This is a genomic window from Alteromonas sp. ABH4_453 (assembly GCF_056160665.1).
In genome coordinates, this window is sequence record NZ_JBSWXP010000005.1 from 288,712 (window position 1) to 314,385 (window position 25,674).

Below are 25,674 nucleotides of genomic sequence, written 5' to 3' on the forward strand. Positions count from 1 at the left end.
TACACAGCTGCCTAACAGCGCCAGAGGCATCTAGATACAAACACCGGACGCTCTCGCATAAGCGATAGCTAAAGACTGATTACGTTTGTCACGGTGCAAAACTACTAATCAATGCGGCCCAATCGTTTTCGAGCTCACTAAAAGACTTACCAGTAACTGCTTGGATATTTTCCCCAGCATAAATTTTCAAATATTGGTCTAAACCAAAATTTTCGATCAGGAACTGCGTAAAGGCACCTTCTTGTAAATACGCCAAACGCCTACCTGTTCCCGTTTTTGCTGAGTGTCTTACATTTTCTGATTCAGTCAAAGGTATTAATCCGCCGTAGCTAACCGACGTTTCTGCTACTGCTCTATACAAATCTTGACCAAAATCAGGGTATTCAGCAGATTCACCAAATCTGTGTTGTAAGAACACGGCAAGACCATCATCAAAGAAACGATCTTCATAGCCGTTTTTCTTCTTTTTACGAAAGTCACTGACAGCATACACGTGCGTTAATTCGTGGATGACAGCCATACCGCTGTTTTCTGACTTTGCTGACGAGAAGGCCGAAAGAACTCTTTTCTCTGGAATGTGAATCGTATTCCAATCTTGGTAAGGAGTACGACGCTTTTTGGAAATAAATACTACCAAGTCTTCTTGAATTGGAGTTCCATTATATTCTTCAGATTGGCTTAAATAAGCTTTTACAACTTTTTTGTTTTCGCTCACTCTTGATGCGAGTTGCTCAACTACTGTAATAGGGACGTCGGCATCATATTCGATGATAAAGTCATCAGCTTTGAAAGTGTTTGCAAACGTTGATGTAGAAAGCAGCAGACTTATTAATAAATACTTATTGTTCATATCACTTCCGTGTGGGTGCACTAAATTTTTATTTAGCGTAACACTCATTTTAATCACAAATCTATGTTTTGTAAGTTTCGGGAAAACTATGTGTCCGCTTCGCCTACGTTGCCGACCTACAGTTGTTAGTGACAGGCACCAATAGATAAAGAGCGGTCGTTCAAATTTTTAATCTGACCGCTACTCTAAGCCAATATCAGCTACTCAAATACAGCGGCTGAAAAGCCTATCACTTTGAGAGCTACAAACGAGCTAATTTTACTTATAAAGGGTGTTAGGGCGAGTCAGCTGTTCCTGGTCTAGTCTACCCACTTTTCTTCCATCTTTTTCATTTCTACTTTTAACCATCTGAGCACCAGGTGTTTATCGTTGACGAACTTTCGATTTTTTGGATATAACAAAAAATAGCCTTGCTCCTTTGAAAGCTCAATTCTTCGTAACAACACCAATTCGCCATTGGTTAGATGTTGTTCACCAAGCATATGAGGGGAAATGCAAATTCCTTTCCCCGCTAGAGCAGCATCAATCGCTAAACTGGTTTGTTCAAACCTGAGAACCTTACTGGCATTCGGAAAAGCAATGTGTTTTGAGAGTTTGCCCCAGTTTTCATGTGCATCTTCAATTAAACGGTGCACCGCAAAGTCAGAAAGGCGTTCAATTTTTTTTGACCGAAATAACTGGCTGAATCGCTCAAGAGTTTATGGAAAATTATTAAAGGCGTGCAAACGAAAAGAAAAGTTCGCATTGAAAATTTTATCTGCCAGCATAGTTTTGCTTTCCATAGTTGTCTTTGTATATCAGTCATATTCAAGCTACGTCGACTCCACCTCTTTTGACAAGCGTGGAGAAATGATAAACGTAGGTGACTACAGTCTTTATGTCGAGGATTCTGGAACAAGGAAAAGTTACCGTTATTTTTGATGCAGGTATGGGTGATGACTCATCGGTCTGGAATAAAGTAGCAGAGTAAGTCTCACAGTTTTCTCGGGTCATTACCTATGATAGAGCTGGCCTTGGGTGGAGTGAAGAAAGGCCGTATGAATGAGACAGTAAAACTATTGTTGCTGAACTTCACTCGGTTCTAGAAAAGAAAGACATTACTGGACCAATTATCCTTGTAGGCCATTCATTTGGCGGGGTAAACATGCAGCGCTATGCCCTCACCTATCCCGAATATATAGCCGCTTTGGTGTTGTTAGACTCTGCCCATGAAGATCAGATAGATGAGATGCCTCAAACGAATTCTCTTCAACTATCCAACTCACAGAAAATATACTTCTTAAATAAGGAAATCCCCCACTTAGTATTAATTATTATTAATGTTCAATAAATCATACTTAATGATAACATCTCGTTAACATATATTTGGCAAGCTGCAATTACCTACATTAAATAAACGACTTTTCTTAAGCTTAAGTTAACGATCGAAGGTCTTGAACTGAAAAGGGGAAGCTATGACAAAAAGCAACCATGCAGAACAAATAGAGACGGTTACCTCCTCTCAGAAACATGATCAATCCGATAGTGATGACAAACACATTGTCGAGGCAGAAAACACCGGACGAAGAAAGTTTATTGGTTACATGCTCAAGGGCTCGAGTTTTGCCGTTGCGTTACATATAACCGGTGGTGCTTTTCGTCCTCAGGATGCCAACGCCCAGTTGTTAGGAATACCGGAGCTTGCAGATGAACTGGATTTAACAGACCTGCTGCTGATCTCCGGTGACCCTTTCTACTACGATTATTTAATTAAGATAACGAGTGATAACCGCGTCCGTTTTGAGCTTCCACGAATGGAAGTTGGGCAAGGTATATTAACCGCTGCAATGATGATTCTTGCCGAAGAGCTGGACGTTGAACTGTCCTCAATTGATGCGACTTTATCTCCGGCTGAAATCAGACGAGCGACTGGTCAAATTACAGGGGGCTCTCACGCCGTAACGTCTCTTTGGGATCCGTTGCGCAAGGTCGCGGCAGCGCTGTTATATAAGATAAAATTGTCAGCCGCAGTGCATTTCGGGATTTCTGTGAACGAAATTAGTACAGAAAATGGCTTTGCAATTGATAACGATGGCAGCCGCATTGCTTACTCTGAGCTCACCGCAGGTGTTGAGGGACGCAACGATGCAGCTCGACTGGCAAAGCCTAAAGACCCGTCTCAATACAAAATTATCGGTACGCCGCAAAAGCGGGCTGACGCGCGCGATATTGTTACCGGCAAACTAAATTTCGCGATGGATCTCGACATACCAGACGCGATGCCCACCGTGGTCGCTAGGCCACCCAGCTTAGGTGGTTGCGTGATCACGTTTGACGATTCTGAGGCAATAGGCCTGCCCGGCGTCCTCGCCATCAAAGAAGTTCCGTTGGATGTTGATGCAAACTCCTCTGGCGTGGCCGTTGTTGCGCGTTCCTTTGGCGAAGCTTTTCGAGCGCGTGATGCACTTAATATTACATGGAGTGTGGGTGCTGCCGAACATCTATCTGACGCCGAGGTCATTGAGCAGTTACGTGCGATAAACCTGCCAACCTTACCTAAAATCCCTCTGGCTACCGATTCGGTTGGCGGCGAGTTCATCTTTCCTTATTTGGCGCATGCCCCTATGGAAACCATGACAGCAGTTGCCGATGCAACCGGCTCAAAGATCAGGGTATGGACTGGCGCCAAGACGCCACTTGCAGCACAAGCCAAAATTGCGCGTGACCTTGGAGTCTTACCCACTGACGTCGAGGTGAATGTAATTCAGAGCGGCGGCTCATTTGGCCGTCGCTTATTTTTTGATGCAGCAGTTGAAGGCGCGCGTATTTCACAAATCGTAAACCGCCCCATCAAACTTATGTTTACTCGACAGGACGACACAAAGTTTGGCCGCGCACGACCGCTCAGCTTGCATAACGTAAAAGCGACTTACACTCGAGGTTTTTTATTTGGCAAAAAAGTGTTGTCGTTTGACCATCGAGCTGCGACCGCTGAATTGGATCTCGAACATGGCTTTGGCGAAGGTATTACTGCATTGGGAGGAGAATTAGCTCCCGCTGCTTTCAGCCAGACAGTCTGGCACTCAACGCAACTAGTGCAATATAAGTTTGGTGTAACTTCCTTGCTGCTAAACGAAAAAAAATTCGTTGTGCCAACCTCCTCTTGGCGCGGCATCTACTCCGGCACAGCCGCCGTCGCAAACGAGATAGTTGTTGACGAATTGGCACGCGCAATGAACAAGGACGAATGCCAGTTCAGATTACAAATGCTTGATGATGAGCGCTCCAAAGCTGTTCTGCGGAAAGTTTCTCGAGAGGGCAAGTGGGGAAGGAGAATGAAAAAAGGACGTGCCCAAGGCCTCGGGTTACATAAAGAGTATAAGTCTCGAGCCGCAGTGCTTGTTGAATTACAAACGTTCAAAAATCCGAAGAAAGAAAGTAAAGTCACTAAGATTGTTGTTGCGCTGGATGTGAACCGAGTATTAAATCCAACCGGCCTTGAGGCGCAAGTTATCGGTGCAGCAACCGACGCCATTACCTACATGATTCGCACCAGTTTACACCTCGACAATGGCGCAATACGCGAGAGCAGTTACGGCGATTTTGAAATTGCTCGAATGCGCAACACGCCACCAAAGATCGAAGTGCATTTTATGCCGCCTAATGGAGAAACACCGGGAGGTGCAGGCGAGTTAGTAGTTCCTGCGGCGGCAGCGGCGATAGCCAACGCATTTGCCAGGGCGACGGGTATTGCACCACGTCGTTTTCCACTTCGTGACTTCTATCCAGAGGGTTAATTCATGCCACAAATTACATTTAATGTTAACAATAACCCGGTTTCTATCGACGCTGAAAACGATGACGAGCTTCTGTATCTATTACGTGATCGACTTGGTATTACTGGCCCAAAATATGGTTGCGGTGTTGGCGTGTGTGGCGCTTGCACTATCTTTAAAGACGGTGAGCTAGTTCGCCCATGCATTGTTCCGATGGAAGAAGTAAAGGGTGCATCGCTAACCACTATTGAAGGACTTGCGGTCGATGATATTCTACATCCGGTGCAAGAAGCATGGATAAACGAAGATGTCGCTCAGTGTGGGTTTTGTCAGGCGGGACAAATTTTAACCGCCGTCAAACTTTTGGAGTCTAATCCCAATCCCAACGATCGTGACATTGATGAAGCTATGAGCGACAATATCTGTCGCTGTGGTACCTATCATAGGATTCGAAAAGCCATTAAACATGCTGCAGCTTTGATTCAGCAGACGACATAAGAGGCTAATTATTGGGAAAACGGGTTGGGCTGAGAAGAACACCTTAACATGTATAAGCTCAGACCTAATCTGAGTCTTTCGTCTACAGAGTTGGTCGTCTTGTAGACTGCTTAAAGCGAATTGCAGGAATTCCACCTGCTATTAATTGGAGGGCTGCTTCACGTACACATCGGCCCCGCAGGCCTTTTGAGACAAACAGCAGACCTTCGCACTCCAAACAAATGGTCGATTACGCGAGAGCTAAAATTAGAGACGATGTGACATAGTTCATGTATAAGATTCCAGCACTCGTAGCAAGCGCCTAAAACGCACTATTAAAATCCCCCAAGAGTTTTCCCAAAGATATAAATAAAGCGCCGCCAACAAGGAGGCTAATAGATAATACTAATCCATTTAATAAAACTCTATTAAGGCCTAGCGCTTGAACATTTGTAAATTCGTAAGGGTAAAATTCTGTCCATTTCCCATGAGACATTGTGTACGCGGCATAAGTCAGTGGAAAAATGAGCCAATAGCCTAAGTCAGCGTATTGAAGCTGCGTTTTTTCTACAAAGAAAAACCAGTAGGAAAGTGTGATTACGGGTGTAACGGCATGGACTAATAAATCTGAAATACGTTCAAACAATGAAAGTTTGAGCCATCCATAGATAAGGTAGTTAGCAATACCAACTGTAACTATATAAAAAGTAACTGCAGTGGCTACATTCGGTTTTTTAGCAAACTGAGCAACTGGTTGCTCAGGCCAGAAAGTCAAAGCAGCGAACCAAATTAGGACAAGAAGGTTCGTGAGCGTTGTGTAATAACTAAAATATTTCCAGACTACAACGCCTATGCTGTCGCTGCCTCGTTTCCTAATTTCTCTTATAAGGCTAATTATTAGTGCCAATGCTGTAATTAAAAAAAGAACAAAATCCATTTAAAGTCCTTTCGAAGAATGAAGGTTCTACCAAATAAATAGGGCTCAAGTATTAAACTAATCGACCTCTAAAAAAAGAAAACTGCTTTTTTAGACCAACTGATACTAAATCAATCCGTTATAAATTTAGTATAGTTTGCAAATGATAGGAAATAACAACCCAGTCAAAGTGAAAAGAATAAGTGCAAAAGCATTTTCGTCAGTAGGTAGCTAATAGAAAATCTGTTTGCCTACTAATTAAAACAACTTTACTCTAACCTTTTCCTGTGACTAGCTTTTGCTTTTTTGTGCAGTGTATTGACGTTTGCTCTTCGTCGGAAAAAATTGAAAATAAGTGATAACAAGGAATCGTTAAAATGTCTAAATTTGCAGCCCGTCTAGTCATTAGTGTACTGCTATCAATTGGTTTATGCGCCTGCCAACCATCGTTAAAACCTGAAAAGTCTCTTAATAGCCCCTCAAAACAAACCCTAGAATTTGACCGACTATTTGCCCAATTCGATGATATTAATAAACCAGGAGCCTCAGTTGCAGTTCTGCAGGATGGAGAGATTATATTTTCAAAAGGTTATGGCAGTGCAAACCTTGAATACGATATACCTGTTACGCCAGAAACTATGTTTCACGTTGCATCTGTATCTAAGCAATTTACCGTATTCGCCATTCTTCTACTGGCTGAAGAAGGTAAGTTAAATTTCGATGATGACATACGACAATACATTCCAGAAGTGCCGGATTTTGGTCACACCATAACCTTACGACACTTAGCATCACATACAAGCGGCATGCGAGATCAATGGAATTTGTTGCGTATGGCTGGTTGGCGATTAGATGACGTAATCACTACCGAACACGTATTAAGAATAGTAGCGCGACAAAAAGAGCTAAACTTCAAACCGGGAGAAGAGTTTCTTTACTCAAATACCGGGTTCACACTATTAGCAGAGGTTGTTGCACGTGTTAGCGGTAAATCTTTTGCGCAATTCACACAAGAAAGGCTGTTCACGCCATTGAATATGAGTAACAGCTTGTTTTACGACGACCATCAAAAGATCGTTAGCAATAGGGCCTACTCATACGAGCGTAACGGCAATGGTTACAAAAAAAGCGTATTGAACTTTTCAAATGTAGGTGCAACCAGTTTATTTACGACCGCAGAAGATCTGCTGAAATGGTCAGCTAATTTCACCGAACCGACTGTGGGTAGCCCTGCCATAATCGAGCAAATGAATACCCTTGCGTCCTTAAACAATGGAGAAACATTTGGTGGCGCATATGGGCAATTTATTAGTAACTACAAAGGTACCAAATATATTCAGCATAGCGGCGGAGACGCAGGATTTCGTTCGTATTTGGCTCGTTTCCCTAAACAAAATTTAGCAATAGCAATATTGAATAATGGCGCAGATGCAAGGCCTTGGGAATTGGCTCTACAACTTGCTGACAGGCTTCTAGAGACAAACACCCCTCCCCCTCAGAACGCGATTGCTGACGCATTTTTAGAGTCAATTTCACCTAAAGAAAAATCTAATTTTCTTGAGTTAGATGAAGGCACACTCAAAGCTTATGTGGGTCACTATTGGTATGAACCAGAAACGTACTCAAGAGAAATATATTTAGAAAATGGGAAACTAATGTATTCAAGAGGGGAAGACAACGTAAGTGTACTCGCTCCTATCGGCGAAAACACCTTCAAAATGCTGAATGTAGAGGGAGAGATTTATGTTAGCTTTACCAAAAATGACGAGAAAAGCTTAATGACAGTGCAGGTAGACAATGTCGATACGTATGTGTCGGTTGGCTATACACCAATCAAAATAACCAAAAACTGGTTATCGCAATACGCCGGCAGTTACTTCAGCCCTGAACTTTCTTCCACTTATCACTTTTCACCAGAAAATAAACAGCTGAAAATTTCTCATCACCGTCTAAGCGACCATTATATTGCACCAGTCAAAGGTGACTTTTTTAGCTCACAAGTTGGCGATATCCTATTTGAGCGCAATGTTAACGGTGAGGTGAGTGGCTTCAGAATATCTAACGGTCGTGTTCGCAATCTTTATTTTAGAAAGCTATAGACGAGAACAATAAAAGAAATTTCTATTTTTACTCTCATCAATTTGGCCCATAAACATGGCGGCTATAATAAAAGCGAGGTGAAGTAACCGCCACGTTTGCGGCCCAGTGAGCCCGTGAGCGACTTTATTAGATTGTTAGCAGACACCAGCTAGTAATGGTAACGACACGAGATAACCGTAATTGCAGTATCGTCTACGGCATATACCAAACGGTTGGTGTCATCTATTCTGCGTGACCAGAAACCAGCAAGGTTTTCTTTTAGAGGTTCTGGCTTTCCAATCCCATCAAACGGAGAGCGCTTGACATCGGTTATTAATTTATTGATACGTTTTAAGGTTTTCTTATCTTGAGATTGCCAATAAACGTAACTATTCCAAGCTTCATCAGTCCATGACAACAACCTGTTACTCATCGATAAGTTCTCGCTGAACCGTTTTTGACGCTTTAAACTGAGTTATTGAACGATTTAAGTGTTCAGCGTTCGCTGGAGAACGAAGTAGATGAACGGTTTCCATAAGGCTGTTGTAGTAATCTAATGACATTACAACAGCATCTTCTGAGTCACGACGGGTGATTACCGTTGTATCTGCATCGTTGACTACATTGTCCAAAACAGCTTTTAGTCCATTTCTTGCTTCTGTAAAAGAGACAATTCGCATTTACCACCCCACCTGTACATTATATGGGACAAGTTTAGACCAGAAATGAGCACATGTACAGGATATTGCGCATAACGGAGGCGTGAAAGCTAACAGCTTATTGCTGATACTTCATAGTATCGAAACGCAGGTTTAATCAAAGAAACAGCAACAAAAAAGGGCTTAAACACAAGCACTCATGGTACTCAGGTTTACGCCCTTTTTGTTTTGAAGCTTCTAACAGAAGCTAAAAACGCTTACTGATTCAAGCGGTTTTAATTAACCATTATAGCGCTGCATAACAAGCGTTGCGTTAGTGCCGCCAAAGCCAAAGCTGTTAGACATCACTGTGTTTAGTGTTGCTTCACGTGCTTCGGTAACAATATCTAAGCCTTGTGCTGCATCGTCCAGCGTGTCGATGTTAATTGATGGTGCGATAAAGTTATTTTCCATCATCAACAAGCTATAGATAGCTTCGTTTACACCCGCTGCACCTAGTGCGTGACCTGTCAGTGACTTTGTTGCACTAATAGGTACGCCCGCTTGGCCGAACACTTCTTGAATCGCCGCAAGTTCTTTCACGTCACCCACAGGCGTTGATGTACCGTGAGTATTTAAATAATCGATTGGCGCATCGATATTTTGCATTGCCATCTTCATACAGCGAATTGCGCCTTCACCCGACGGTGCAACCATGTCGAAACCGTCTGATGTAGCACCGTAACCTACAACTTCACCGTAGATTTTTGCGCCGCGCGCAAGCGCGTGTTCTAGTTCTTCAACAACAACCATACCGCCGCCGCCAGAACTTACAAAGCCGTCGCGTGCCGCGTCATAAGTACGTGATGCCACAGCAGGATTGTCGTTATATTTAGAGCTTAGTGCGCCCATAGCGTCGAATTGGCTTGATAGTGACCAATGTAGCTCTTCACCGCCCCCGGCGAATACGACGTCTTGCTTACCAAGCTGAATAAGCTCAAGTGCGTTACCTATACAATGGGCACTGGTTGCACACGCAGAGGCAATTGAATAGTTCACGCCGCGAATTTTAAACGGTGTCGCTAAGCAAGCTGATACCGTAGATGCCATACAACGAGGAACCATGTAGGGCCCAACACGCTTAACGCCCTTTTCGCGAAGAATATCAGCAGAAAGCACTTGGTTTTCAGAAGACGCGCCACCTGAGCCTGCGATAATACCTGTGCGCTCGTTTGAAATGTCGCTTTCTTCTAGACCAGAGTCTGCAATGGCTTGCTGCATCGCTACGTATGCGTAGCCTGCCGCATCGCCCATAAAGCGCATTGCTTTACGGTCGATGTGCTCTTTTAAGTCGATATCGATGTCGCCCCAAACTTGGCTGCGAAGGCCCATTTCGGCGAACTGTTCTGAAAATGTAATTCCAGACTTACCCGCTTTTAGTGAAGCAAGTACGTCTTCTTTATTTACGCCGATGCTTGATACGATACCAAGACCGGTGATAACTGCTCTTCTCATAGTTTACCCTTTGCGTTGTTGCGGCTTATGGTAACGATTTTGAATGGTAAAGTGGTCTGCTTTGCCATCTGCCCCACTCTAATTAGCTAAACTTCAGCGTTGCAGTACCTGTTTCAATCCTGGGCTTATGTGCATAATCAGGTAGTTTCCCACTTCCCTTCTTTTTCGTTTTGCCGTCTTCGTCTAAGCTTTCTTGTTCGGAATATTTCCAATGTAGCACGAATGCACAGGGTCATGACTAGCGTTAATTTGTACCTTCACAAAATGTTCAAAATAGCTTGAACATAAACTTTTGCGGAAAAACAAAAAGGTGACAGGTAGAATACGCGGCCAGACGTTCGAAATTTAGATAAAACTGAAGATTGCTGTGTTATTAAAAAAGCCAAGAACCATTGCTCTACGCATTTTTCAAAGTGCGGTACCCCGACTTTCTTTCGTAGTGGCTGCCTTTATCATTGCTTCTGCAGCGACTGTCTCAACAGCAGCAGCGCCTATCGCCCTCCCCGCGCTACCAGAGCCAGTTTCAAACAATGCCGTAGCTTCTATAACCATAGACGACACACAATATGTATTTAGTTTTATGGGACTGGGCAAAGCTAAAACTCATAACGATGTGCACAACCGTGCTTGGCAGCTTGTGATTAACAACAACGATAAACCTTTGCAGTGGCAAGCCCTTCACCCAGTTCCATCAAGTCTTGCGCTAAAAGGCCGTTTGGCTTCCGTAGCAGTGGGCGTTAATGACAACGTTTATATTTTTGGCGGTTACACGGTTGATGAAGACCATAATGAAATTAGCACCCCAGATGTTTATAAATTCTCACCTGTAACTGGGGAATATACGCTATTGGCGCCTATGCCCGTCCCTGTTGATGATGCAACTGCACTGGTTTACCAAGACCGTTACGTGTACTTAATTTCTGGCTGGCACAACGATGGCAACGTAAACCTTGTGCAGGTTTATGATACTCAAAACGACCAATGGCAACAGGCGAGCCCTTTTCTTGGCAGTCCGGTATTCGGGCAAGCTGGCGGCATCGTTAACAGCACTATGGTAATTTGTGACGGCGTATCAGTAACACCTCACAGCGATAAACGCCGCAGCTTCGCGCCAGAAACAGCCTGCTTTAAAGGTGAAATTGACAAGGAAGATCCATTCAAAATTGATTGGCGTACCCTTGACCATCCAACGGGTACTGCGCGCTATCGCATGGCCGCAGCGGGCAATGAAGCCACCAATAAAATCTATTTTGTTGGCGGCTCAACTAATCCGTACAACTATAATGGCATTGGCTATAACGGCGAGCCTTCAACTGCGGATGACGCCATATGGACCTTTGATATTGCAGAAGAAACCTGGGCTATATCAAAAACAGATGCTGAAGCACCTACAATGGATCACCGCGGGTTAATTAACGTTAACGGTTCTTGGGTCACCATTGGCGGTATGATTGGTGCACAACGCGTTACTAGTAAAGTCATTACGCATTTTTCAACACGTTCAAAAGTGTCCTGTCCATCTACAAGGCTCGCTAGCTCTGACGTTTCAAAACAAGCATCGGATGGGCAAGCTGTTGAAGTAGTGAAAACTGCCTTCAATTCAAAATGCCAATACAAAAACGACATAAACGGAGAAAAATAAACAGTGAAATCTAAGCATGCACAGGTTCATTTTAATGAGAGCGGTACGCCTGTCGCCGACCATTTTGACGACGTTTATTTTTCTAACGACAGCGGAATTGATGAAACCCAACACGTTTTTGTTGCAGGCAACGACCTTGCTGAGCGATGGCAACAGTGGCACAACCCTACTTTTGTCATCGCCGAAACAGGTTTTGGAACTGGGCTGAACTTTTTGGTCGCCATGCGTGCCTTCAACGAATTTAGAGCAGCGAACCCTGATCATCCGTTAAAGCGCCTGTATTTTATTACCACGGAAAAGTTTCCACTGCCTCAACAGGATATGAAGCGCGCACTAGAAGCTTTTCCAGCTCTTAAAGACGAAGCGGAAGCACTCGCTTCACTTTACCCCATGGGCCTTGAAGGTTGTCATCGCCTTCATTTTGACAACCATTCAACCACACTCGACTTGTGGATTGGTGATGTTCACGAACTTCTACCTCAATGGCATTCTCCTGTAAATGGCCTCATCGATGCCTGGTTTTTAGATGGTTTTGCACCAAGCAAAAACCCTGATATGTGGACCGATGCACTGTTTAGCCAAATGGCTCGCTTGTCAAAAACAGGTACAACCTTTGGAACCTTTACCGCCGCAGGCATCGTAAAACGTGGGCTTGCTGGTGTAGGTTTTACCATAAAAAAACGCGATGGTTTTGGCCGTAAGCGCGACATGTTGACCGGCGTTTTTAGCCAAGACAATGAGAATGTGCAGTATAGACTTCGCCTGCCTGCTGGCCCCTATTACAGGTACGCTGACGACAGTTTAGATAAAACAAGCAAAGTCGCAGTAGTAGGCTCCGGCCTTGCAGCAGCTACCGCGTGCCTGGCTTTAGTAAAACGTGGCATTAGCACTACTTTGTATTTTGATGGTGACACCCTTGCAAGCGGCGCGTCTGGCAACCCGCAAGGCGGCTTTTACCCGCAGCTTCATAGCGAAGCAAGTATTGCCAGCCGCATTCAGGCGCATAGTTTTTTGTATGCTAGACAAGCCTACGACCACACTATTGAACATGCAAAAGCCTGTGGCCTAGCCGACGTTGCCCATGATTTCTGTGGCGTTATTCAACTAAGCTTTAACGACAAGGTAGCAGAACGCCAAAATAAACTGGCTGCAGCCGACGTATGGCCTGAAGCTTTGATTAAGCCCGTGGACAGCAAAGAAGTGAGCGGTATCGCTAACCTAGCTCTTCCCTACTCTGGCTTATACATTGGTTTGGGCGGATGGATTTCTCCTCCACAGCTAGTTACTGCCATGATTGAACAAGCACTTCAAAGTGGCAAACTCGAGCTGAAACCCAATCATACCTATATATCTCATGAGGCAATTCAGACAACAAAGCAGCGGGTGCAGATTCGTTTTAACTTAGATAGCGCTGAGAGTGAAGAAGTTATTACTGCCGATCACCTTATCCTTGCCCTTGGTGCAGGTGCGGTAAACGCTAGCGATTTTAACAGCCTGTCACTTCGTCCTGTTCGCGGCCAGGTTGAAGCTATTCCCACCCAAATGCCAATTGAACAGCTTAACACTGTGTTGTGTCACAAAGGCTATATGACACCTGTATTCGAAGGTCGGCACGCGTTAGGTTCAACCTACGTTAAAAACGACTTAAGTACCGATGTACGAGGCGATGAAACTGAAATGAACCTCGCCACCCACGAACAGGCGCTGGCAAACACCGACATCGTGAAAGCATTACAACATGACGGTAAAGCCAGAGCCGCTACCCGTTTAGGCTCACCCGACCACCAGCCTGTTGTCGGTGCACTACATAACTTTGATTCATTAAAAGAGCTCTACACTATGCTAGGCGTGGGCAAGCCGTTAACCAGCTCGCCAGTGTTGCCTGAAAGCTTAGTTTCCACGCTTACTTGCTTGGGGTCACGAGGGTTAACCACAGCGCCTTTAATGGCAGAGGTTTTGGTGAGCAGTCTATGTAAGGAGCCGCTACCTTTAAGCAACGATTTGCTTAATGCAGTGAACACAAGCCGCTTTATGACTCGCGACGCGATTAGAAGTCAGGGTTAAAATGCGCATCACCCTCGCCAACATTCTCTTATTAGCTAGGTCTTGTTAGCTAAATACGTAAGTTCGGATGTTTAGAGGTTTTAAAGCGAACACGAAGCGCATTCGCTTTCGAAGGCAGAGCGCAATGGGAGTAAATGGCTAGTTTACGCTAGCCATTTTATTTAAATCCATCACGATAAAAGCGGGAATGTATACGTTAGCGCTTGCCACCACTTGTTTATTTTCCAGCGACACAATACGTGCGTTTACGCGCACGCCTCTGTCATCTTCAATGATGGTGCCAGTTACAACATGGTCCATTTCAACCTGTTTAGCGAGTGCAGTACCATCTCGAGTAAGTACGAAATCGCCCACTGGCGTTACGGTAATGCCACCTGCAAGCTTAAAGTCGACAACCGCTAACCCAAAGTCTTGTAGCTCGGCTATTAGATACTCTGAAAGCTGATTGCCTAACACGGTGCTGTCGCTCAACGACTGATTAAGCCTCACAAAACTCGCCACACCCACCATATCTTGCTGCGTAAGACGGGTTGCATTGTCCATTAACTCCATCGCAAGTTGCGAGGCGTAATCATTTAAACGTTTGTGCGTTTGTGAAGGTGAATAGCCATGGTGTAGTGGGTCTTTATAACCGGGTTCGACTTCCACGTGCTGTTGATATTGTCTATCGCGAGAATCTGGTGTGTACTCCAGCCCTGAACGGCTTGGTACAGGCACTGGCTCGGCGTGATGCGTAATTTCACCGTCTTCACCTAACCAAAATGAGCCAATAGACTCTGTGCTAGTGCACCCTGTCATACAACCACTTAGAATTACGCCAACGGCTACCCAACTGCTAGGCAAAAGCTTCTTTGTAAACACCATGCTGAAACTCCTAGCCGCGACTTAGCTTAACGCCATCGCGCATACCGTTTTGCTGGCTACCGTCACTTGGAATAAGTGCATCTACCACGTAGAACGGCACTAACATTTGCGCAGTTGCCACCACTGCGCGCGACTCCATGCCTAAAATACGAGCGTTAACTAACACGCCACCTTGGTGCTTGGTCATCGTTCCCGTTAACACGTATTCAATAGGAAGGCTGCTGCTCAATTCCAAATAGTCTCGACTTAATACAAAATCGCCGTCGACAGTAATGCGAATATACTCGGTAGCTTTGAAGTCTATAACCGGCACGCGGAATTTATGCAGTTCGTGCACAAAGGATTCCGCCATCTGACGACCAAGTAAATCTGTTTTCTGCAAGTCAGTATCTAGCAGTGCGAAATGGGTTACACCAATAGGTGTTTTGTTATTCACGTATTCCATATTGGCAATTAAGTCTTGCGCCATGTTTTTCACATAGTCGCCAATATGCTTGGTTAGAGGTCTACCTTTATACGCGCCCTGTACGCTCGAATACAAAGGAGGTTGACCGATAGCACCGTACGCGTCCATACCCTGAGACTGGGTATCACTGGTATTTTCAACTGGCTTTGAAGGAGCGCGGTCGGCGGCAGTAATATCAATCACATTCATGGCCGGGCGCTGAGGCGCTTGTTCGGCTACCTCTTCTTCCCCCATCATCATAGAACACCCGCTAACGCTTAGCAGTGAAGCACAAAGCGAAAGCGCCGCGTATTGATTTCGTCTTTTCATGGGGTTACCTCGTACCTTCAGTTCTGTATAACTTGCCGTTTCTGGTGGTTACTTGTTCTTCGCGCCAAAACAGTTCGGCAGGGAAAAAACGTGTTGCTGCAGCGACAATGTTTTTATTTCTAGCGTTGATAATTCGAGCGTTAACCACCGCACCAGACTCTTGATACACCATGGTGCCGGTAATATAAAAATCGACGCGCTCAATATTGGAAAGCTGGTCGATATCGCGGGTTAATACTCTGTCGCTTTCGTTACTCACAATTATATCGTTCGAAAGCTTAAATTCTTGAGTAGAAAAGCCTCTTTTCGTGGCCTCAGTAATCATTCCCTGTTCAAGTTGATGGCCCAACAAGATTAACGGGTGTTGATGATCAGCACGGTATTTCATAGTATCGGCAGGTACAAAGCCAACTACCGCATAGCGAGACTGACGTGCTGGGCCCACATCAGCAAAAAGTTCGTTTGCCAACATATAGGTATGGTATTCCACATTACCCAATGCCGATACGTCGCTGGCATCGGTTTGCGCAAATTGACTCTTAGGTTCGTCAGATGAAGAGCAACCAGAGAGTAAGCCCAAGAGAAGCGCGGTATATGCCAAGGCTTTCGCGATCAAGCGACCATTTTCTGTCAGCAAAGCGTGATAGACAGGTTTTGTCATACTTTTCATTACACATGTCCAGTGAAAAACGTCAAATTTCTATCGGAAAGAAGCAAAAACTCATCGAAAAACAGTGATCAGCTACTACGCAAACCGACATTTTCAGTGTCTTTAAACAGGCTTCTGCAAAATTCACACCAAAGAGAGACTACAAGCAGCATTGACCGTTACATTGAAAAAAATTGCTGATAACCAAGTGACGTAAAGCGCCTAGTTTTAGAAGATGTGCCATTTTCAGAACCAAAAGAATTTGATGTTTATCGTCAGGCTGCTCATAAGAAGCGGAGGCGTCTTGCCGCCTTAGGACAGAAAGCTGCCGATAATTAAACGGCTAGCTAGCTAATTCGGTAATGTGAAGTAGTTCGCCCGACGGGCCCCACAGATAGAAAACACTTCCCCAATGTTGTTGCTCAATTGATGAAATTTTCGTTTTATGTAACGAGCGCGAGCACAAATCAAAAGCGTCCTGAATGTCTGCTACACATATTTGTAGCATAAAGTTATTCGCCAATTCAGGATTATAGAAGCGCTGAAGAAAGAAGAGACAATCACCATTTTCAAACAGTGTTAGGTCTTCATTTACGTATTCTGCATTAAATCCAATCTCAGAATAAAATGCTTTAGAAATGTCGTAGTTTTTGCTTGGAATAAAAGTTTTAATATCTATGACGTCCATATCTTGAGATCCCTCGCATTTCGCTGCTTTAAATTTAATTCGTGGCTAAATGGCAATAACAGCAAGCATGTCTTCGCCATCTTCATCTAACCCCACCTCTTCGAAACCAAAGCTTGAATAGAAGGCTTTGGCGACAGAATTCTTGTTTTATACCATATCTTTATTTGTTTGAGCTCAGAAGTTTGCTATGTGAGGGTGATGGTTTGAGATAAAGCAACGCTGCCAATTCCATCTACAAAAGCAAACATACCTGTTAATCGAAACCAAGCACTTTTTGAACGTCAATCACGGTAAGCCCTAATTGCTCAGCTTTTATTGTATCGATAGAGTCAAATTGTATTTTACAGCCGGCCTTAATCATATTAAGCCACGCACTGCGTAGTGCATCGGGTCGCTTGCCAGACCAAAATGATTCGGTCTTATTGATGTAAGCGACCACAGCGTCAATATAACCATCATTATAAAGCTGACGCACCAAATCAAAGTCTGGGCCAAAAGCACCCAGCAGCGCAGAATCAACACTCTTTATAGAATTATGTAGCGCATGAAATGCACCCGCAACATCGCCTTGCCGATAGGCTATCCACGCTCTAGCGATATCCAGATAATGATTTTCACTACTGAAACCATCGTACACATCGCCCGCTATTTGTTGTTCTGTGCTCATCTCATCAGCATATTCAAATGCGCGCTCAATCTTCAATTCAGCTATTTCAATGGGCTCAAATTGCGCACTATATTTTATATGCCTACTTAAGTTGTTGAGCACTTGATATGGATTACTGTTGAGCGACAAACTCAGTTGATAGTCTTTCCATGTCTCATTAAGCAATCGACGATTTCTTGATTCAAGGTATGCAAAACGCTTCTCAATATACTCTAGGTACTCAGGGTCGTTACAGCCTTGCAGGTAATCTGCATGACTTTGTTTACTTAAGGTAACAAAAAGGACTATATAAAGAAGAAAGCTTATAAACTTCAAGAGAGTCTCTATTTACTGTTGTCTATCTTCGTACTGAAAAAGTATAGAAATTGATCGCAAATTGTCGTTAACTGCAATTAACGCTATCAGTACTGCTACAAATAGATATGTTAATAGCTTTTTCAGAGGAACAGTTTTGTCGCGAGTAATTTTAAACCGCGGTCTAATTCTTTTAATGATGACTTGTTTTAGTGTGACAGCCGAAGCAGTGATTGATTCGACATATTCCCACAGCATCTCAGTCGAAAACAATTCTACAGCTATTTCAGATGCTCTTAAGTTAAGCGGTACCACCGTTAAAAAGCGCTTTTTCTTTAGCGTTTACAAATTGAGCCACTTCATGGCAAAGCCTAGTGTTAACTTTACATCGAAAGAAGCGCTGATCACGTTTATTTTAAATGCAGACACACAGCAGCGCCTAGAATTGGAGTTCTTGAGGGATGTATCCCGAGAGCAAATAGAGGAAGCACTAATGGAAGGCATTGAGCGAAATAACGTCGATGCTGACCTTAGTAAAATTAAAGAGGATATTAAAAGACTATCTGCTGGATTTCAGGATGAAGTAGGAAAACATTCAACCTTAACAATATCCAGACTTCCTTCAGATAAGCTAAGTGTGTTTTTCAACAATACCTTGGTTGTCGAGACTGAAAACAAAGCGTTGGCTGACGCCTTGTGGTCCATATGGTTTGGCAAAGACCCAATTGTAGATACAGAAGACTTAGTAAAAAACATTTTAGCAAATTGAGGTGTAAGGAAATCGCGGCCAGTGTTGCGCTGGCCGCGTATTAGGTATTGCTATAAAACAAATCTCACTATCAATGCCGAAAGGTACAGCCCAATGCCAAATACAGCATGGTTTAAAACGCTGTGTAGACGGACAGCGTTAGGATTAGGCGTTTTAGACGCAGCAACTCCTGCGCCCATACCTGGCTGCAATATAAAGAACGGTGCAACGACCGTAGCGATACCGAGCACCAAAGCTGGACCTAGTGTCGGTTCGCACAACCAAGCTTCTCCAAATATAAGGAAAAGTAACACCGCATAGCCAATACCAATTACGTAATGTGCTGCCCACCCAATAGTTTTCTCACCACTCACAGCATCGGCGTTGGCAATAGAAGTATGGAAGAACCGCCCCTTTCTCATATGCCCTATCCAACGCCCCACCATGCCCCAATTTGTTGGAGCAATACCAAACAATTGTTGCCTTAGCAGCGCCCACAAATCCATCACTAGGGTAGCCCCAATACCCATTAGCACGATAAAAACAATATTCTGCATATTCACCCTCAACAGCTAGTTTCAATTAGTTAGAGATGCTAGCCTACAACTTCAAGTTAACTTTAAGTCAAGCAATCCTTTGGAAAAAAGTATGGAAATATCTCAGGTTGCCAAAAAGTCCGGAGTGTCAGCATCAACACTCCGGTTTTATGAAGAAAAAGGTCTTATCACTTCTATTGGCAGGCAAGGTATACGTCGAGTATTTAGCCAGAATGTACTAGAGCGCCTTGAATTAATAGCATTAGGTCGCGCTGCAGGTTTTTCTTTAGATGAGATAACGGGCATTTTGGGGAACGAGGCAAAGCCTGAAATTGATCGTGAACTACTACTGAGAAAAGCCAATGAACTAGACGGAACAATAAAAAAGCTCACAGCCATGCGCGATGGTCTGCAACATGCGGCAGCCTGCACAGCACCAAGCCACTTAGAATGCCCAAGATTTCGCCGTTTGATGAACCTTGCAGGTACAGGGGCAATAAAAGGCTTAGCAACGAACAGAAAGTAAAATGACAGCTTTTAGACGTGTATTTGTTCGAACTGGAATTTGAAACTATACGTGCACACCCTTCTGGCTATTCGCCCAGCGCAATTATCCTATTGAAAGCCGAAGCAATAATTTAAAATTATCAAAATAATAACAATCCATAATTTCTAGTTAGCGACGTTAGAAACTAGTATATCAGTCAATAAAGGGCACTTGCCCGGTTTACAGTAATACAACAGTTAAGGAAGTTATGATGAAGAAGTGGCTATTAATGATGGCGAGTTTATCGGTATTCAATCTACCGACATTTACTGCAAATGCTGTGCAGGAAACACCGACAAAAGAAGAGCAAGCCTCACACGCAGCATATCCGCGTTCTTTTTCCCACATCGGTATTTCAGTACCCGATCTGGAAAAAGCAGTAGAATTTTATAGTGAGGTACTGGGTTGGTATACCATAATGGGCCCGACTAGTGTGCAAGAAGATGACAGCGCAATTGGCAAAATGTCGACCGACGTATTCGGCAAGGGATGGGGCAGCTATAAAATTGCTCATATGTCTACAAGTGATAAGATAGGTATTGAGCTGTTCCAGTTTGAACAACAGAAAAACCCTGACAATAACTTTAAATATTGGGAAACGGGTGTGTTTCACTTCGCAGTTCAAGATCCAAATGTTGAAGAACTGGCGCAGAAAATTGTGGATGCCGGCGGTAAGCGTCGAATGGAAAAGCCTCGCTACTACTACCCGGGTGAAAAGCCTTATCGTATGATTTATATGGAAGACCCGTTCGGTAACATCATCGAAATTTACAGCCACAGCTATGAACTTCACTACGCTAGCGGCGCTTATAAGTAAGCCTTGTATTCGCTAAAACGCCCGCATTTAACGGGCGTTTTAGCTAATCAAAAATGAAATGCAATTGAGATACAGCGATTATCTGCTTAAGGCTTTCTCCATCGCGCTTTAATACCACGGGTGTCGATATGAATGAATGGACCTCGGTGAGGTTTAGGTCCGTAAACCCCCATACCACCGATTAAGCCTTTATATTCGCTGCGTTTATTTAGCTCTGCTATCATGTTGGCCATAACGTCAGCATCTGCAATATTTACTACCCCATCGCCGTTTAAGTCGTCCATTCTGTAGTTACCGTCATTATCGACAAAAATGTCGGCAGCATCGCCATATACATGTCGACTAAATTTAACGTTGCCGATTGCTTTATTATATTGAGGCGTTCTGTATCCGCTCATGATCACCATATTTGAAACGTGAATATTGTTCATATTCATTTCCCTTCTAAGCATTTCCAGCTTTAAAAGAAGAGATGGACGAAGATACACGAACTTGGGGTAGCCAGAGCGCTGTTTACTTGTGAATTCTTTTAGCTTGAAATGGGGAGACAACGATAAGTCTTGGTTTTTTTGGGTAACTTCAATAAAGCCTTCAGGTTCAACGTAAACGTCTTTATTTTTAATTTCGCTTTCATCTGGATAAGGCCCTATATGGTAATATTTTAGGCGTCCTCCTTGGACTTCCTCGGCAGGAACCATCACAAATACATTCAGTGACATATTAACCAGCCCGTCTTCGCTTCTTATTTCTAGGCGCTGTTCACCCGGCGTATCTTTCGCCTGCCAGTGCCAGGTCATAGACTCGGATTTATCAACCATTACGCCGTTTTCAAACAACTGATAGGTTTTGTCCGGTTGCGGATAAATAATTTCTAGTTCAGTAATTTCTTCAGGTAGCACAAATAAAGAAAAGACGTTATAAGGCACCACAATATTATTGATCTTTAAACTAAATTCCGCGTCTTCTAAATGCGCTCTATTCTCAACGACAACTGGCTCATGTGGCGCTACTTGAGTACTTCTTTTGGGAACATTCTGCTGAACTATCTCATCGCTTTTTGCATCGGTGCCCTGTACAAAAGCATGCACAAAATGTGAAGGCAAAAGTAATGCGAATGCCACTACCGAAGCTGTTAAGTTATTCACTATCATTGTCATATACCTTGTTACCACTATCATTCGTTTATATTCTTTTACAGAGACGCTACCTGCGTAAGCGCTTCAGCGTCACGTCTATCGCGCTGATAAATATCATTCCTAAAGTTCACCGTACCGTCTTGGTCAGCCCACGCGGTCCAATACACCAAATGGATAGGCAAAGGCTCTTCAAGGTGAAAGGTTTTTGACTGGCTTAAATCACGGGCTGATATAACGTTGTCCATTAGACTCTCTACGCCCTGCTCTTCTGCAATTAACTTCGCTAGTGAGAATGGGTCTTGCAATCTAATACAGCCGTGAGACGCTGCGCGGTTTGTTTCACTAAACCACTGTTGATAGGGCGTATCGTGCACGTACACAGCATGTCGATTGGGGAATAGGTACTTAACCTTTCCTAACGGATTTTTATCGTTGGGAAGCTTTACTAGAAAATGGTCAAACTGATAGGGCTTTATGTTTTCCCAATCAATTGTTTCGGGATCGACCAACTCATCATCAACGAAACTGTTTTTGCGAATAACAATGTTGTTCTCTTCTAAGTAATGAGGGTTATCTGCTACTTTTGGGGCGATCTCTTTAGTCGCGATAGAAAGGGGTATACGCCATTCCGGGTTAACGACAAATTTTTCGATATGATCGCTAAAAGAGGGCGTAGCCCAGCTTGGCTTGCCCACAACCACGTCTTTAGTGGCTTTTACTCTACCTTTACTAATATAGCGAAGGCGGAATTCTGGAATGTTAACTAACACATAAGCATCGCTGTCTTTTTCTTCAAACATTTCCAAGCGTGTGATATTAAGGGCTAACTGCTGAACTTTTTCTTCTGCCGTCACATTTAGCGCAGCAAGCGTATTCCTACCCACTACACCATCGACTAGAAGGCCATGACGACGTTGAAAATCCTTTACTGCATTTTCAACTTCTTCGTTGAAAACGCATGGAGCGGAGTTGGCCACCGTTAATGCATGAGTACAGTTCGTATCTATCGAGGGGTATTCTCTTCCTAAGCGGGAGATAAGCGCACGTATAACTTGACTCTGCTTTTCGCCATTAGTTGTATTGTTATTGCGTGTGGCCTTTCTTAGCGCACCGTTTTCAAGAACTGATTCTGAATCTAGGGTTTTCCAGCCGCCCTGTTGGGCAATAGAAGAGTAGAAAGCATAAGCACTTTTCATTTGCTTTAACTGTGCTTGTAACGCTGAGGTTGTATTCGCTTCTTCCAAAGCTGCAGGTGTTGGAGTGGAAACGGTCGAGGCAACACCTACCAAAGGTAACCAGAAAGAAGCTGCAGCAATAACAAGCTTTCTCGCTATGCTAGAAGTTCGTTTGCTAGGCGCTAAGGAGTGACCAAAAACGTTCTCCTTCAATTGGTTACTATGGCGCAATTGAACAGAATGCTTGACGGCTCGATGTTCGGATTCCATTGATCTTTTCCTTGAAAATACACACATTGACAAGATCGCAAAACGAGTGCCAAGGAATAGGAAGAAGCGTAAGCCTTTGAAAAGTATAATTTATTTAAATAAAAAGGAAATGACAGGGTTTAGATAATAGAATTATTATGTGTAGGTAATTCAGCGCTTCAGTAATATTTTTATGGGAAAAGGTTAGAAAATAGCCGTAAATTTTACAAACTAGATATCTTTCAGAATGATGTTAGATAGAATTTTTACGATTGAAAATCGCATTTGCTTTAAGCGAAAATCAATTACCACTAGCAACTAATAAAAATCTGTAGCGCCACTCACACGAACCAAGTATTGCTACAAATATGCACTCGGCACTAATAAAAAGCAGTGCGAATATACTCGCTTGTTCGTAATAAGTGAGAAGAATTCCTACACATGTAACCACCCAAAGAAAGTTTGCAATAGCTAAAGCCGTTACTTCATTAAGTGACCTATTGCGTATAAGGGCAAGCCTTAATGCGTTTATGCCATAGCATAAATTCGCACCCGCTAAGAATAGAATAAGCCCTTTCGGCAGTTGTTAGAAGTCGCTCGCTATATTTTGGAAAAGCAGAAGCAATAAGCCAGTACTCGTTCCTGCGATACCATCAACATGAAGTATGTATTCACCTAAAGATGCTCTCATCCTTGCATTTGCGCCTACAGCAACTTTTCGTGAGGATTAAGAAAAAACATTTTTTTCCAACCTTGAGGTTCAGACGTTGCTTTCCATGGCAAAGGAATAAGAGAAACTATCGAGTAGTGAAGGTGGGGCTGCTTACCTTTGGCATTGCCAGTATCGCCAAGGGTTCCCACTTGATCTTTTTGAGATAACCAAACCCCTTTCTTCACTGTAACTTCTTGCATATGAGCGTAATAATGCACGCGCCACTTAGGGCCTAGAACCGCGACAACGTTCCCTCCTTTTCCCAATTCGCCTGTGTAGATAACGTAGCCAGAGGTAGCGGATTGAACAGGCGTGCCTTTCGCACCGAAGATGTCTACACCTTTGTGCACACCAGAGCTGCCCCACGGCTCATACCAAAACGTATTGTGATTCCAGTCGTTAGAGGATGCCCCCTCTACTGGAATTACAAGTTTTTCTGGAATTACTAGCCCCGCGCAAATGAATACCAGAAAAATTAGTAAAATTGATATGATCGTTTTTTTCACAAAAGTTCCTTTTTATAGGTCGCACCTTATGAAGGTTGTTTTCTCAGACTCAGATAAACACTTTATTGGGGAATTACCTTCTAGCTATCTCAAGGTGGTAAAAATATGGCTATCGTAAAACTGTCCATTTTTGAAAATGGCGCGTTGCAATATCGCTTCTTGCTTAAACCCTGCATCTAGCAGCAGCTTTTGCGAAGCAAAATTCGATGAAAATACGCAGGCAAAAATACGTTCTATATTTGTGTTTGAAAAAGTAAGCGCAATAATTTGGCGCAGCGCCTCGCGCATAATGCCTTTTCGCCAATGTGATGAGCAAAGCCAGTACCCAACTTCTCCAGACCTCTCATATTCAAAGTTACCTGGGTTAACACCAATACACCCTACTAACTCGCCCTCATACTCAACAGCTCTTATAAAGCCTTGGGTACTACCCTCTTGAACCCACCACATTGCATCTTCTTTTGTATAAGGGTTAGGAATTTTTGTCGAAAGATATTGAGTAACCGACGGTTGATTTAAAATATCTAACAGCCTACCTACATCGCTCGTTTTAAAATCTCTGAGTGTTACCATGCGCCTTACTTCCCACCCGCTGAATCAATAAACGACCCAGTAACATACGAAGACTGAGGTGACAGAAGCCAGGCTATCGCCTGTGCGACTTCGTTAGCTGTACCGCACCGCTGCATAGGTATTTGTGAGCGCAACCGCTCAACTCTGCCAGGTTCACCACCATCGGCATGAATGTCTGTTTTGATAAACCCGGGCCTAACGCTATTCACACGAATATTCTTTGCGGCAAGTTCTAAGGAAAGCCCTTTAGTAAATGAATCCATAGCTCCTTTCGATGCGGCATAATCTGCGTATTCAAAGGGCGCACCTGTACGAGATGCTATGGATGAAACGTTAACTATTGCGCCACCCGTAACATTTTGTTTGACGAAAGCTTTTGAGCACAAAAATGCACTAAGAACATTGGTATTAAGTACTTTGGTGAAGCGCTCTGCACTGATGTTAAATAACTCAGTTTTGGTAAATAAAATGCCCACATTGTTTACCAAATGCGTTATCTCACCCCATCGGCTGTTCACAGTCTTAAACATGTTCAGCACTTGCGCTTCATCTGAAACATCGGCTTTATGGGCAAATGCAACGCCACCACTTTCGGCTATTGACGCGCACACGCTATCCGCAGCATTTTTATCTGATAGGTAATTAATGCAAACCTTATAAGCGCTACTTCCTAACAATTTAGCGGTTGCGGCACCTATACCACGGCTTGCCCCTGTAACAATGACTACCTTGCTCAAAAATTTATTCCCTTAATCGACTGTAGAGTGTAGCGCTTAGCTCATAAGACTAACTTACCAGCTGA

General features: G+C 43.6%; 26 protein-coding genes and 1 pseudogene. 9 read left to right on the forward strand and 18 right to left on the reverse strand.

Annotated elements, in window-relative coordinates; translation table 11 throughout:
• Nucleotides 1-88: 88 nt before the first annotated feature.
• Nucleotides 89-850: a hypothetical protein gene (locus tag ACXAGV_RS12005; protein WP_474873461.1), complete on the reverse strand. Its 762-nt coding sequence runs from the start codon at nucleotides 848-850 to the stop codon at nucleotides 89-91.
• 299 nt (nucleotides 851-1,149) lie between these two features.
• Entirely contained in the window at nucleotides 1,150-1,485 is a 336-nt protein-coding gene (locus ACXAGV_RS12010; protein WP_474873462.1) for a type 2 periplasmic-binding domain-containing protein, read from the reverse strand.
• Between the two features lie 422 nt (nucleotides 1,486-1,907).
• Between ACXAGV_RS12010 and ACXAGV_RS12015 the strand changes: the two genes are divergently transcribed.
• From ACXAGV_RS12015 to ACXAGV_RS12025, 3 genes are all read left to right on the forward strand, one after another.
• Nucleotides 1,908-2,180 carry an alpha/beta fold hydrolase gene (locus ACXAGV_RS12015; RefSeq protein ID WP_474873573.1) on the forward strand — a complete coding sequence of 91 codons (273 nt, stop codon included), beginning with the start codon at nucleotides 1,908-1,910 and terminating at the stop codon, nucleotides 2,178-2,180.
• A gap of 124 nt (nucleotides 2,181-2,304) precedes the next feature.
• Entirely contained in the window at nucleotides 2,305-4,626 is a 2,322-nt protein-coding gene (locus ACXAGV_RS12020) for a molybdopterin cofactor-binding domain-containing protein (protein WP_474873463.1), read from the forward strand.
• Between the two features lie 3 nt (nucleotides 4,627-4,629).
• Nucleotides 4,630-5,103: a (2Fe-2S)-binding protein gene (locus ACXAGV_RS12025; RefSeq protein WP_474873464.1), complete on the forward strand. Its 474-nt coding sequence runs from the start codon at nucleotides 4,630-4,632 to the stop codon at nucleotides 5,101-5,103.
• 301 nt (nucleotides 5,104-5,404) lie between these two features.
• Here ACXAGV_RS12025 and ACXAGV_RS12030 read toward each other — a convergent pair whose 3' ends face one another.
• On the reverse strand, nucleotides 5,405-6,019 hold the full coding sequence (locus ACXAGV_RS12030; RefSeq protein ID WP_474873465.1) for a Pr6Pr family membrane protein: 615 nt from the start codon (nucleotides 6,017-6,019) through the stop codon (nucleotides 5,405-5,407).
• Nucleotides 6,020-6,375: 356 nt separating this feature from the next.
• Between ACXAGV_RS12030 and ACXAGV_RS12035 the strand changes: the two genes are divergently transcribed.
• Nucleotides 6,376-8,097: a serine hydrolase domain-containing protein gene (locus ACXAGV_RS12035; protein WP_474873466.1), complete on the forward strand. Its 1,722-nt coding sequence runs from the start codon at nucleotides 6,376-6,378 to the stop codon at nucleotides 8,095-8,097.
• A 149-nt stretch (nucleotides 8,098-8,246) separates the two neighbouring features.
• Here ACXAGV_RS12035 and ACXAGV_RS12040 read toward each other — a convergent pair whose 3' ends face one another.
• The 3 genes from ACXAGV_RS12040 to fabB form a co-directional block, all read right to left on the reverse strand.
• Nucleotides 8,247-8,510: a Txe/YoeB family addiction module toxin gene (locus ACXAGV_RS12040; RefSeq protein ID WP_474873467.1), complete on the reverse strand. Its 264-nt coding sequence runs from the start codon at nucleotides 8,508-8,510 to the stop codon at nucleotides 8,247-8,249.
• Nucleotides 8,503-8,757 carry a type II toxin-antitoxin system Phd/YefM family antitoxin gene (locus ACXAGV_RS12045; protein WP_474873468.1) on the reverse strand — a complete coding sequence of 85 codons (255 nt, stop codon included), beginning with the start codon at nucleotides 8,755-8,757 and terminating at the stop codon, nucleotides 8,503-8,505. Before ACXAGV_RS12045 ends, ACXAGV_RS12040 begins: the two co-directional genes overlap by 8 nt.
• 258 nt (nucleotides 8,758-9,015) lie before the next feature.
• Nucleotides 9,016-10,230: a beta-ketoacyl-ACP synthase I gene (gene fabB / locus ACXAGV_RS12050; RefSeq protein ID WP_118493712.1), complete on the reverse strand. Its 1,215-nt coding sequence runs from the start codon at nucleotides 10,228-10,230 to the stop codon at nucleotides 9,016-9,018.
• Between the two features lie 367 nt (nucleotides 10,231-10,597).
• Here fabB and ACXAGV_RS12055 point away from each other — a divergent pair, with 367 nt between their 5' ends.
• Both ACXAGV_RS12055 and mnmC read left to right on the forward strand, forming a co-directional pair.
• Nucleotides 10,598-11,872, forward strand: a complete 1,275-nt coding sequence (locus ACXAGV_RS12055; RefSeq protein ID WP_474873469.1) for a Kelch repeat-containing protein — start codon at nucleotides 10,598-10,600, stop codon at nucleotides 11,870-11,872.
• Between the two features lie 3 nt (nucleotides 11,873-11,875).
• Nucleotides 11,876-13,936, forward strand: a complete 2,061-nt coding sequence (mnmC, locus tag ACXAGV_RS12060; protein WP_474873470.1) for a bifunctional tRNA (5-methylaminomethyl-2-thiouridine)(34)-methyltransferase MnmC2/FAD-dependent 5-carboxymethylaminomethyl-2-thiouridine(34) oxidoreductase MnmC1 — start codon at nucleotides 11,876-11,878, stop codon at nucleotides 13,934-13,936.
• A gap of 138 nt (nucleotides 13,937-14,074) precedes the next feature.
• On the opposite strand, the gene ACXAGV_RS12065 is transcribed toward mnmC, so the two are convergent.
• The 6 genes and pseudogenes from ACXAGV_RS12065 to ACXAGV_RS12090 all read right to left on the reverse strand — a co-directional run bounded on the left by ACXAGV_RS12065 (nucleotide 14,075) and on the right by ACXAGV_RS12090 (nucleotide 17,894).
• Nucleotides 14,075-14,800: a FlgO family outer membrane protein gene (locus tag ACXAGV_RS12065; RefSeq protein WP_474873471.1), complete on the reverse strand. Its 726-nt coding sequence runs from the start codon at nucleotides 14,798-14,800 to the stop codon at nucleotides 14,075-14,077.
• A gap of 10 nt (nucleotides 14,801-14,810) precedes the next feature.
• Nucleotides 14,811-15,575: a FlgO family outer membrane protein gene (locus ACXAGV_RS12070; protein WP_474873472.1), complete on the reverse strand. Its 765-nt coding sequence runs from the start codon at nucleotides 15,573-15,575 to the stop codon at nucleotides 14,811-14,813.
• Between the two features lie 4 nt (nucleotides 15,576-15,579).
• Nucleotides 15,580-16,245 (reverse strand): FlgO family outer membrane protein, encoded by a 666-nt coding sequence (locus ACXAGV_RS12075; protein WP_474873473.1) that lies wholly within the window; start codon nucleotides 16,243-16,245, stop codon nucleotides 15,580-15,582.
• Nucleotides 16,246-16,567: 322 nt separating this feature from the next.
• Entirely contained in the window at nucleotides 16,568-16,912 is a 345-nt protein-coding gene (locus ACXAGV_RS12080) for a VOC family protein (RefSeq protein ID WP_474873474.1), read from the reverse strand.
• Nucleotides 16,913-16,957: 45 nt separating this feature from the next.
• A pseudogene (locus ACXAGV_RS12085) lies at nucleotides 16,958-17,056 on the reverse strand (GNAT family N-acetyltransferase); the annotation flags it as partial.
• A 109-nt stretch (nucleotides 17,057-17,165) separates the two neighbouring features.
• On the reverse strand, nucleotides 17,166-17,894 hold the full coding sequence (locus ACXAGV_RS12090) for a hypothetical protein (RefSeq protein ID WP_474873475.1): 729 nt from the start codon (nucleotides 17,892-17,894) through the stop codon (nucleotides 17,166-17,168).
• A gap of 178 nt (nucleotides 17,895-18,072) precedes the next feature.
• On the opposite strand from ACXAGV_RS12090, the gene ACXAGV_RS12095 reads away from it, so the two are divergent.
• Nucleotides 18,073-18,642 carry a chalcone isomerase family protein gene (locus ACXAGV_RS12095; protein WP_474873574.1) on the forward strand — a complete coding sequence of 190 codons (570 nt, stop codon included), beginning with the start codon at nucleotides 18,073-18,075 and terminating at the stop codon, nucleotides 18,640-18,642.
• Nucleotides 18,643-18,692: 50 nt separating this feature from the next.
• Here the strand turns inward: ACXAGV_RS12095 and ACXAGV_RS12100 are convergent, their stop codons facing one another.
• Nucleotides 18,693-19,178 (reverse strand): DUF2938 domain-containing protein, encoded by a 486-nt coding sequence (locus ACXAGV_RS12100; protein ID WP_474873476.1) that lies wholly within the window; start codon nucleotides 19,176-19,178, stop codon nucleotides 18,693-18,695.
• A 91-nt stretch (nucleotides 19,179-19,269) separates the two neighbouring features.
• On the opposite strand from ACXAGV_RS12100, the gene ACXAGV_RS12105 reads away from it, so the two are divergent.
• Together ACXAGV_RS12105 and ACXAGV_RS12110 are read left to right on the forward strand one after the other, a co-directional pair.
• The gene (locus tag ACXAGV_RS12105; protein ID WP_474873477.1) at nucleotides 19,270-19,683 is read left to right on the forward strand and encodes a helix-turn-helix domain-containing protein; all 414 of its coding nucleotides are present in this window, start codon (nucleotides 19,270-19,272) and stop codon (nucleotides 19,681-19,683) included.
• Between the two features lie 229 nt (nucleotides 19,684-19,912).
• Entirely contained in the window at nucleotides 19,913-20,521 is a 609-nt protein-coding gene (locus ACXAGV_RS12110) for a lactoylglutathione lyase family protein (protein ID WP_474873478.1), read from the forward strand.
• An 86-nt stretch (nucleotides 20,522-20,607) separates the two neighbouring features.
• Here ACXAGV_RS12110 and ACXAGV_RS12115 read toward each other — a convergent pair whose 3' ends face one another.
• From ACXAGV_RS12115 to ACXAGV_RS12135, 5 genes are all read right to left on the reverse strand, one after another.
• Nucleotides 20,608-21,672: a YcbK family protein gene (locus ACXAGV_RS12115; protein WP_474873479.1), complete on the reverse strand. Its 1,065-nt coding sequence runs from the start codon at nucleotides 21,670-21,672 to the stop codon at nucleotides 20,608-20,610.
• A 41-nt stretch (nucleotides 21,673-21,713) separates the two neighbouring features.
• Nucleotides 21,714-23,102: a L,D-transpeptidase family protein gene (locus ACXAGV_RS12120; RefSeq protein WP_474873480.1), complete on the reverse strand. Its 1,389-nt coding sequence runs from the start codon at nucleotides 23,100-23,102 to the stop codon at nucleotides 21,714-21,716.
• Between the two features lie 684 nt (nucleotides 23,103-23,786).
• Complete coding sequence (locus ACXAGV_RS12125; RefSeq protein ID WP_474873481.1) at nucleotides 23,787-24,299, reverse strand: M23 family metallopeptidase; 513 nt, start codon at nucleotides 24,297-24,299, stop codon at nucleotides 23,787-23,789.
• An 84-nt stretch (nucleotides 24,300-24,383) separates the two neighbouring features.
• Nucleotides 24,384-24,872: a GNAT family N-acetyltransferase gene (locus ACXAGV_RS12130; RefSeq protein ID WP_474873482.1), complete on the reverse strand. Its 489-nt coding sequence runs from the start codon at nucleotides 24,870-24,872 to the stop codon at nucleotides 24,384-24,386.
• A 5-nt stretch (nucleotides 24,873-24,877) separates the two neighbouring features.
• Nucleotides 24,878-25,609 carry an SDR family oxidoreductase gene (locus ACXAGV_RS12135; RefSeq protein ID WP_474873483.1) on the reverse strand — a complete coding sequence of 244 codons (732 nt, stop codon included), beginning with the start codon at nucleotides 25,607-25,609 and terminating at the stop codon, nucleotides 24,878-24,880.
• Between the last annotated feature and the right edge of the window lie 65 nt (nucleotides 25,610-25,674).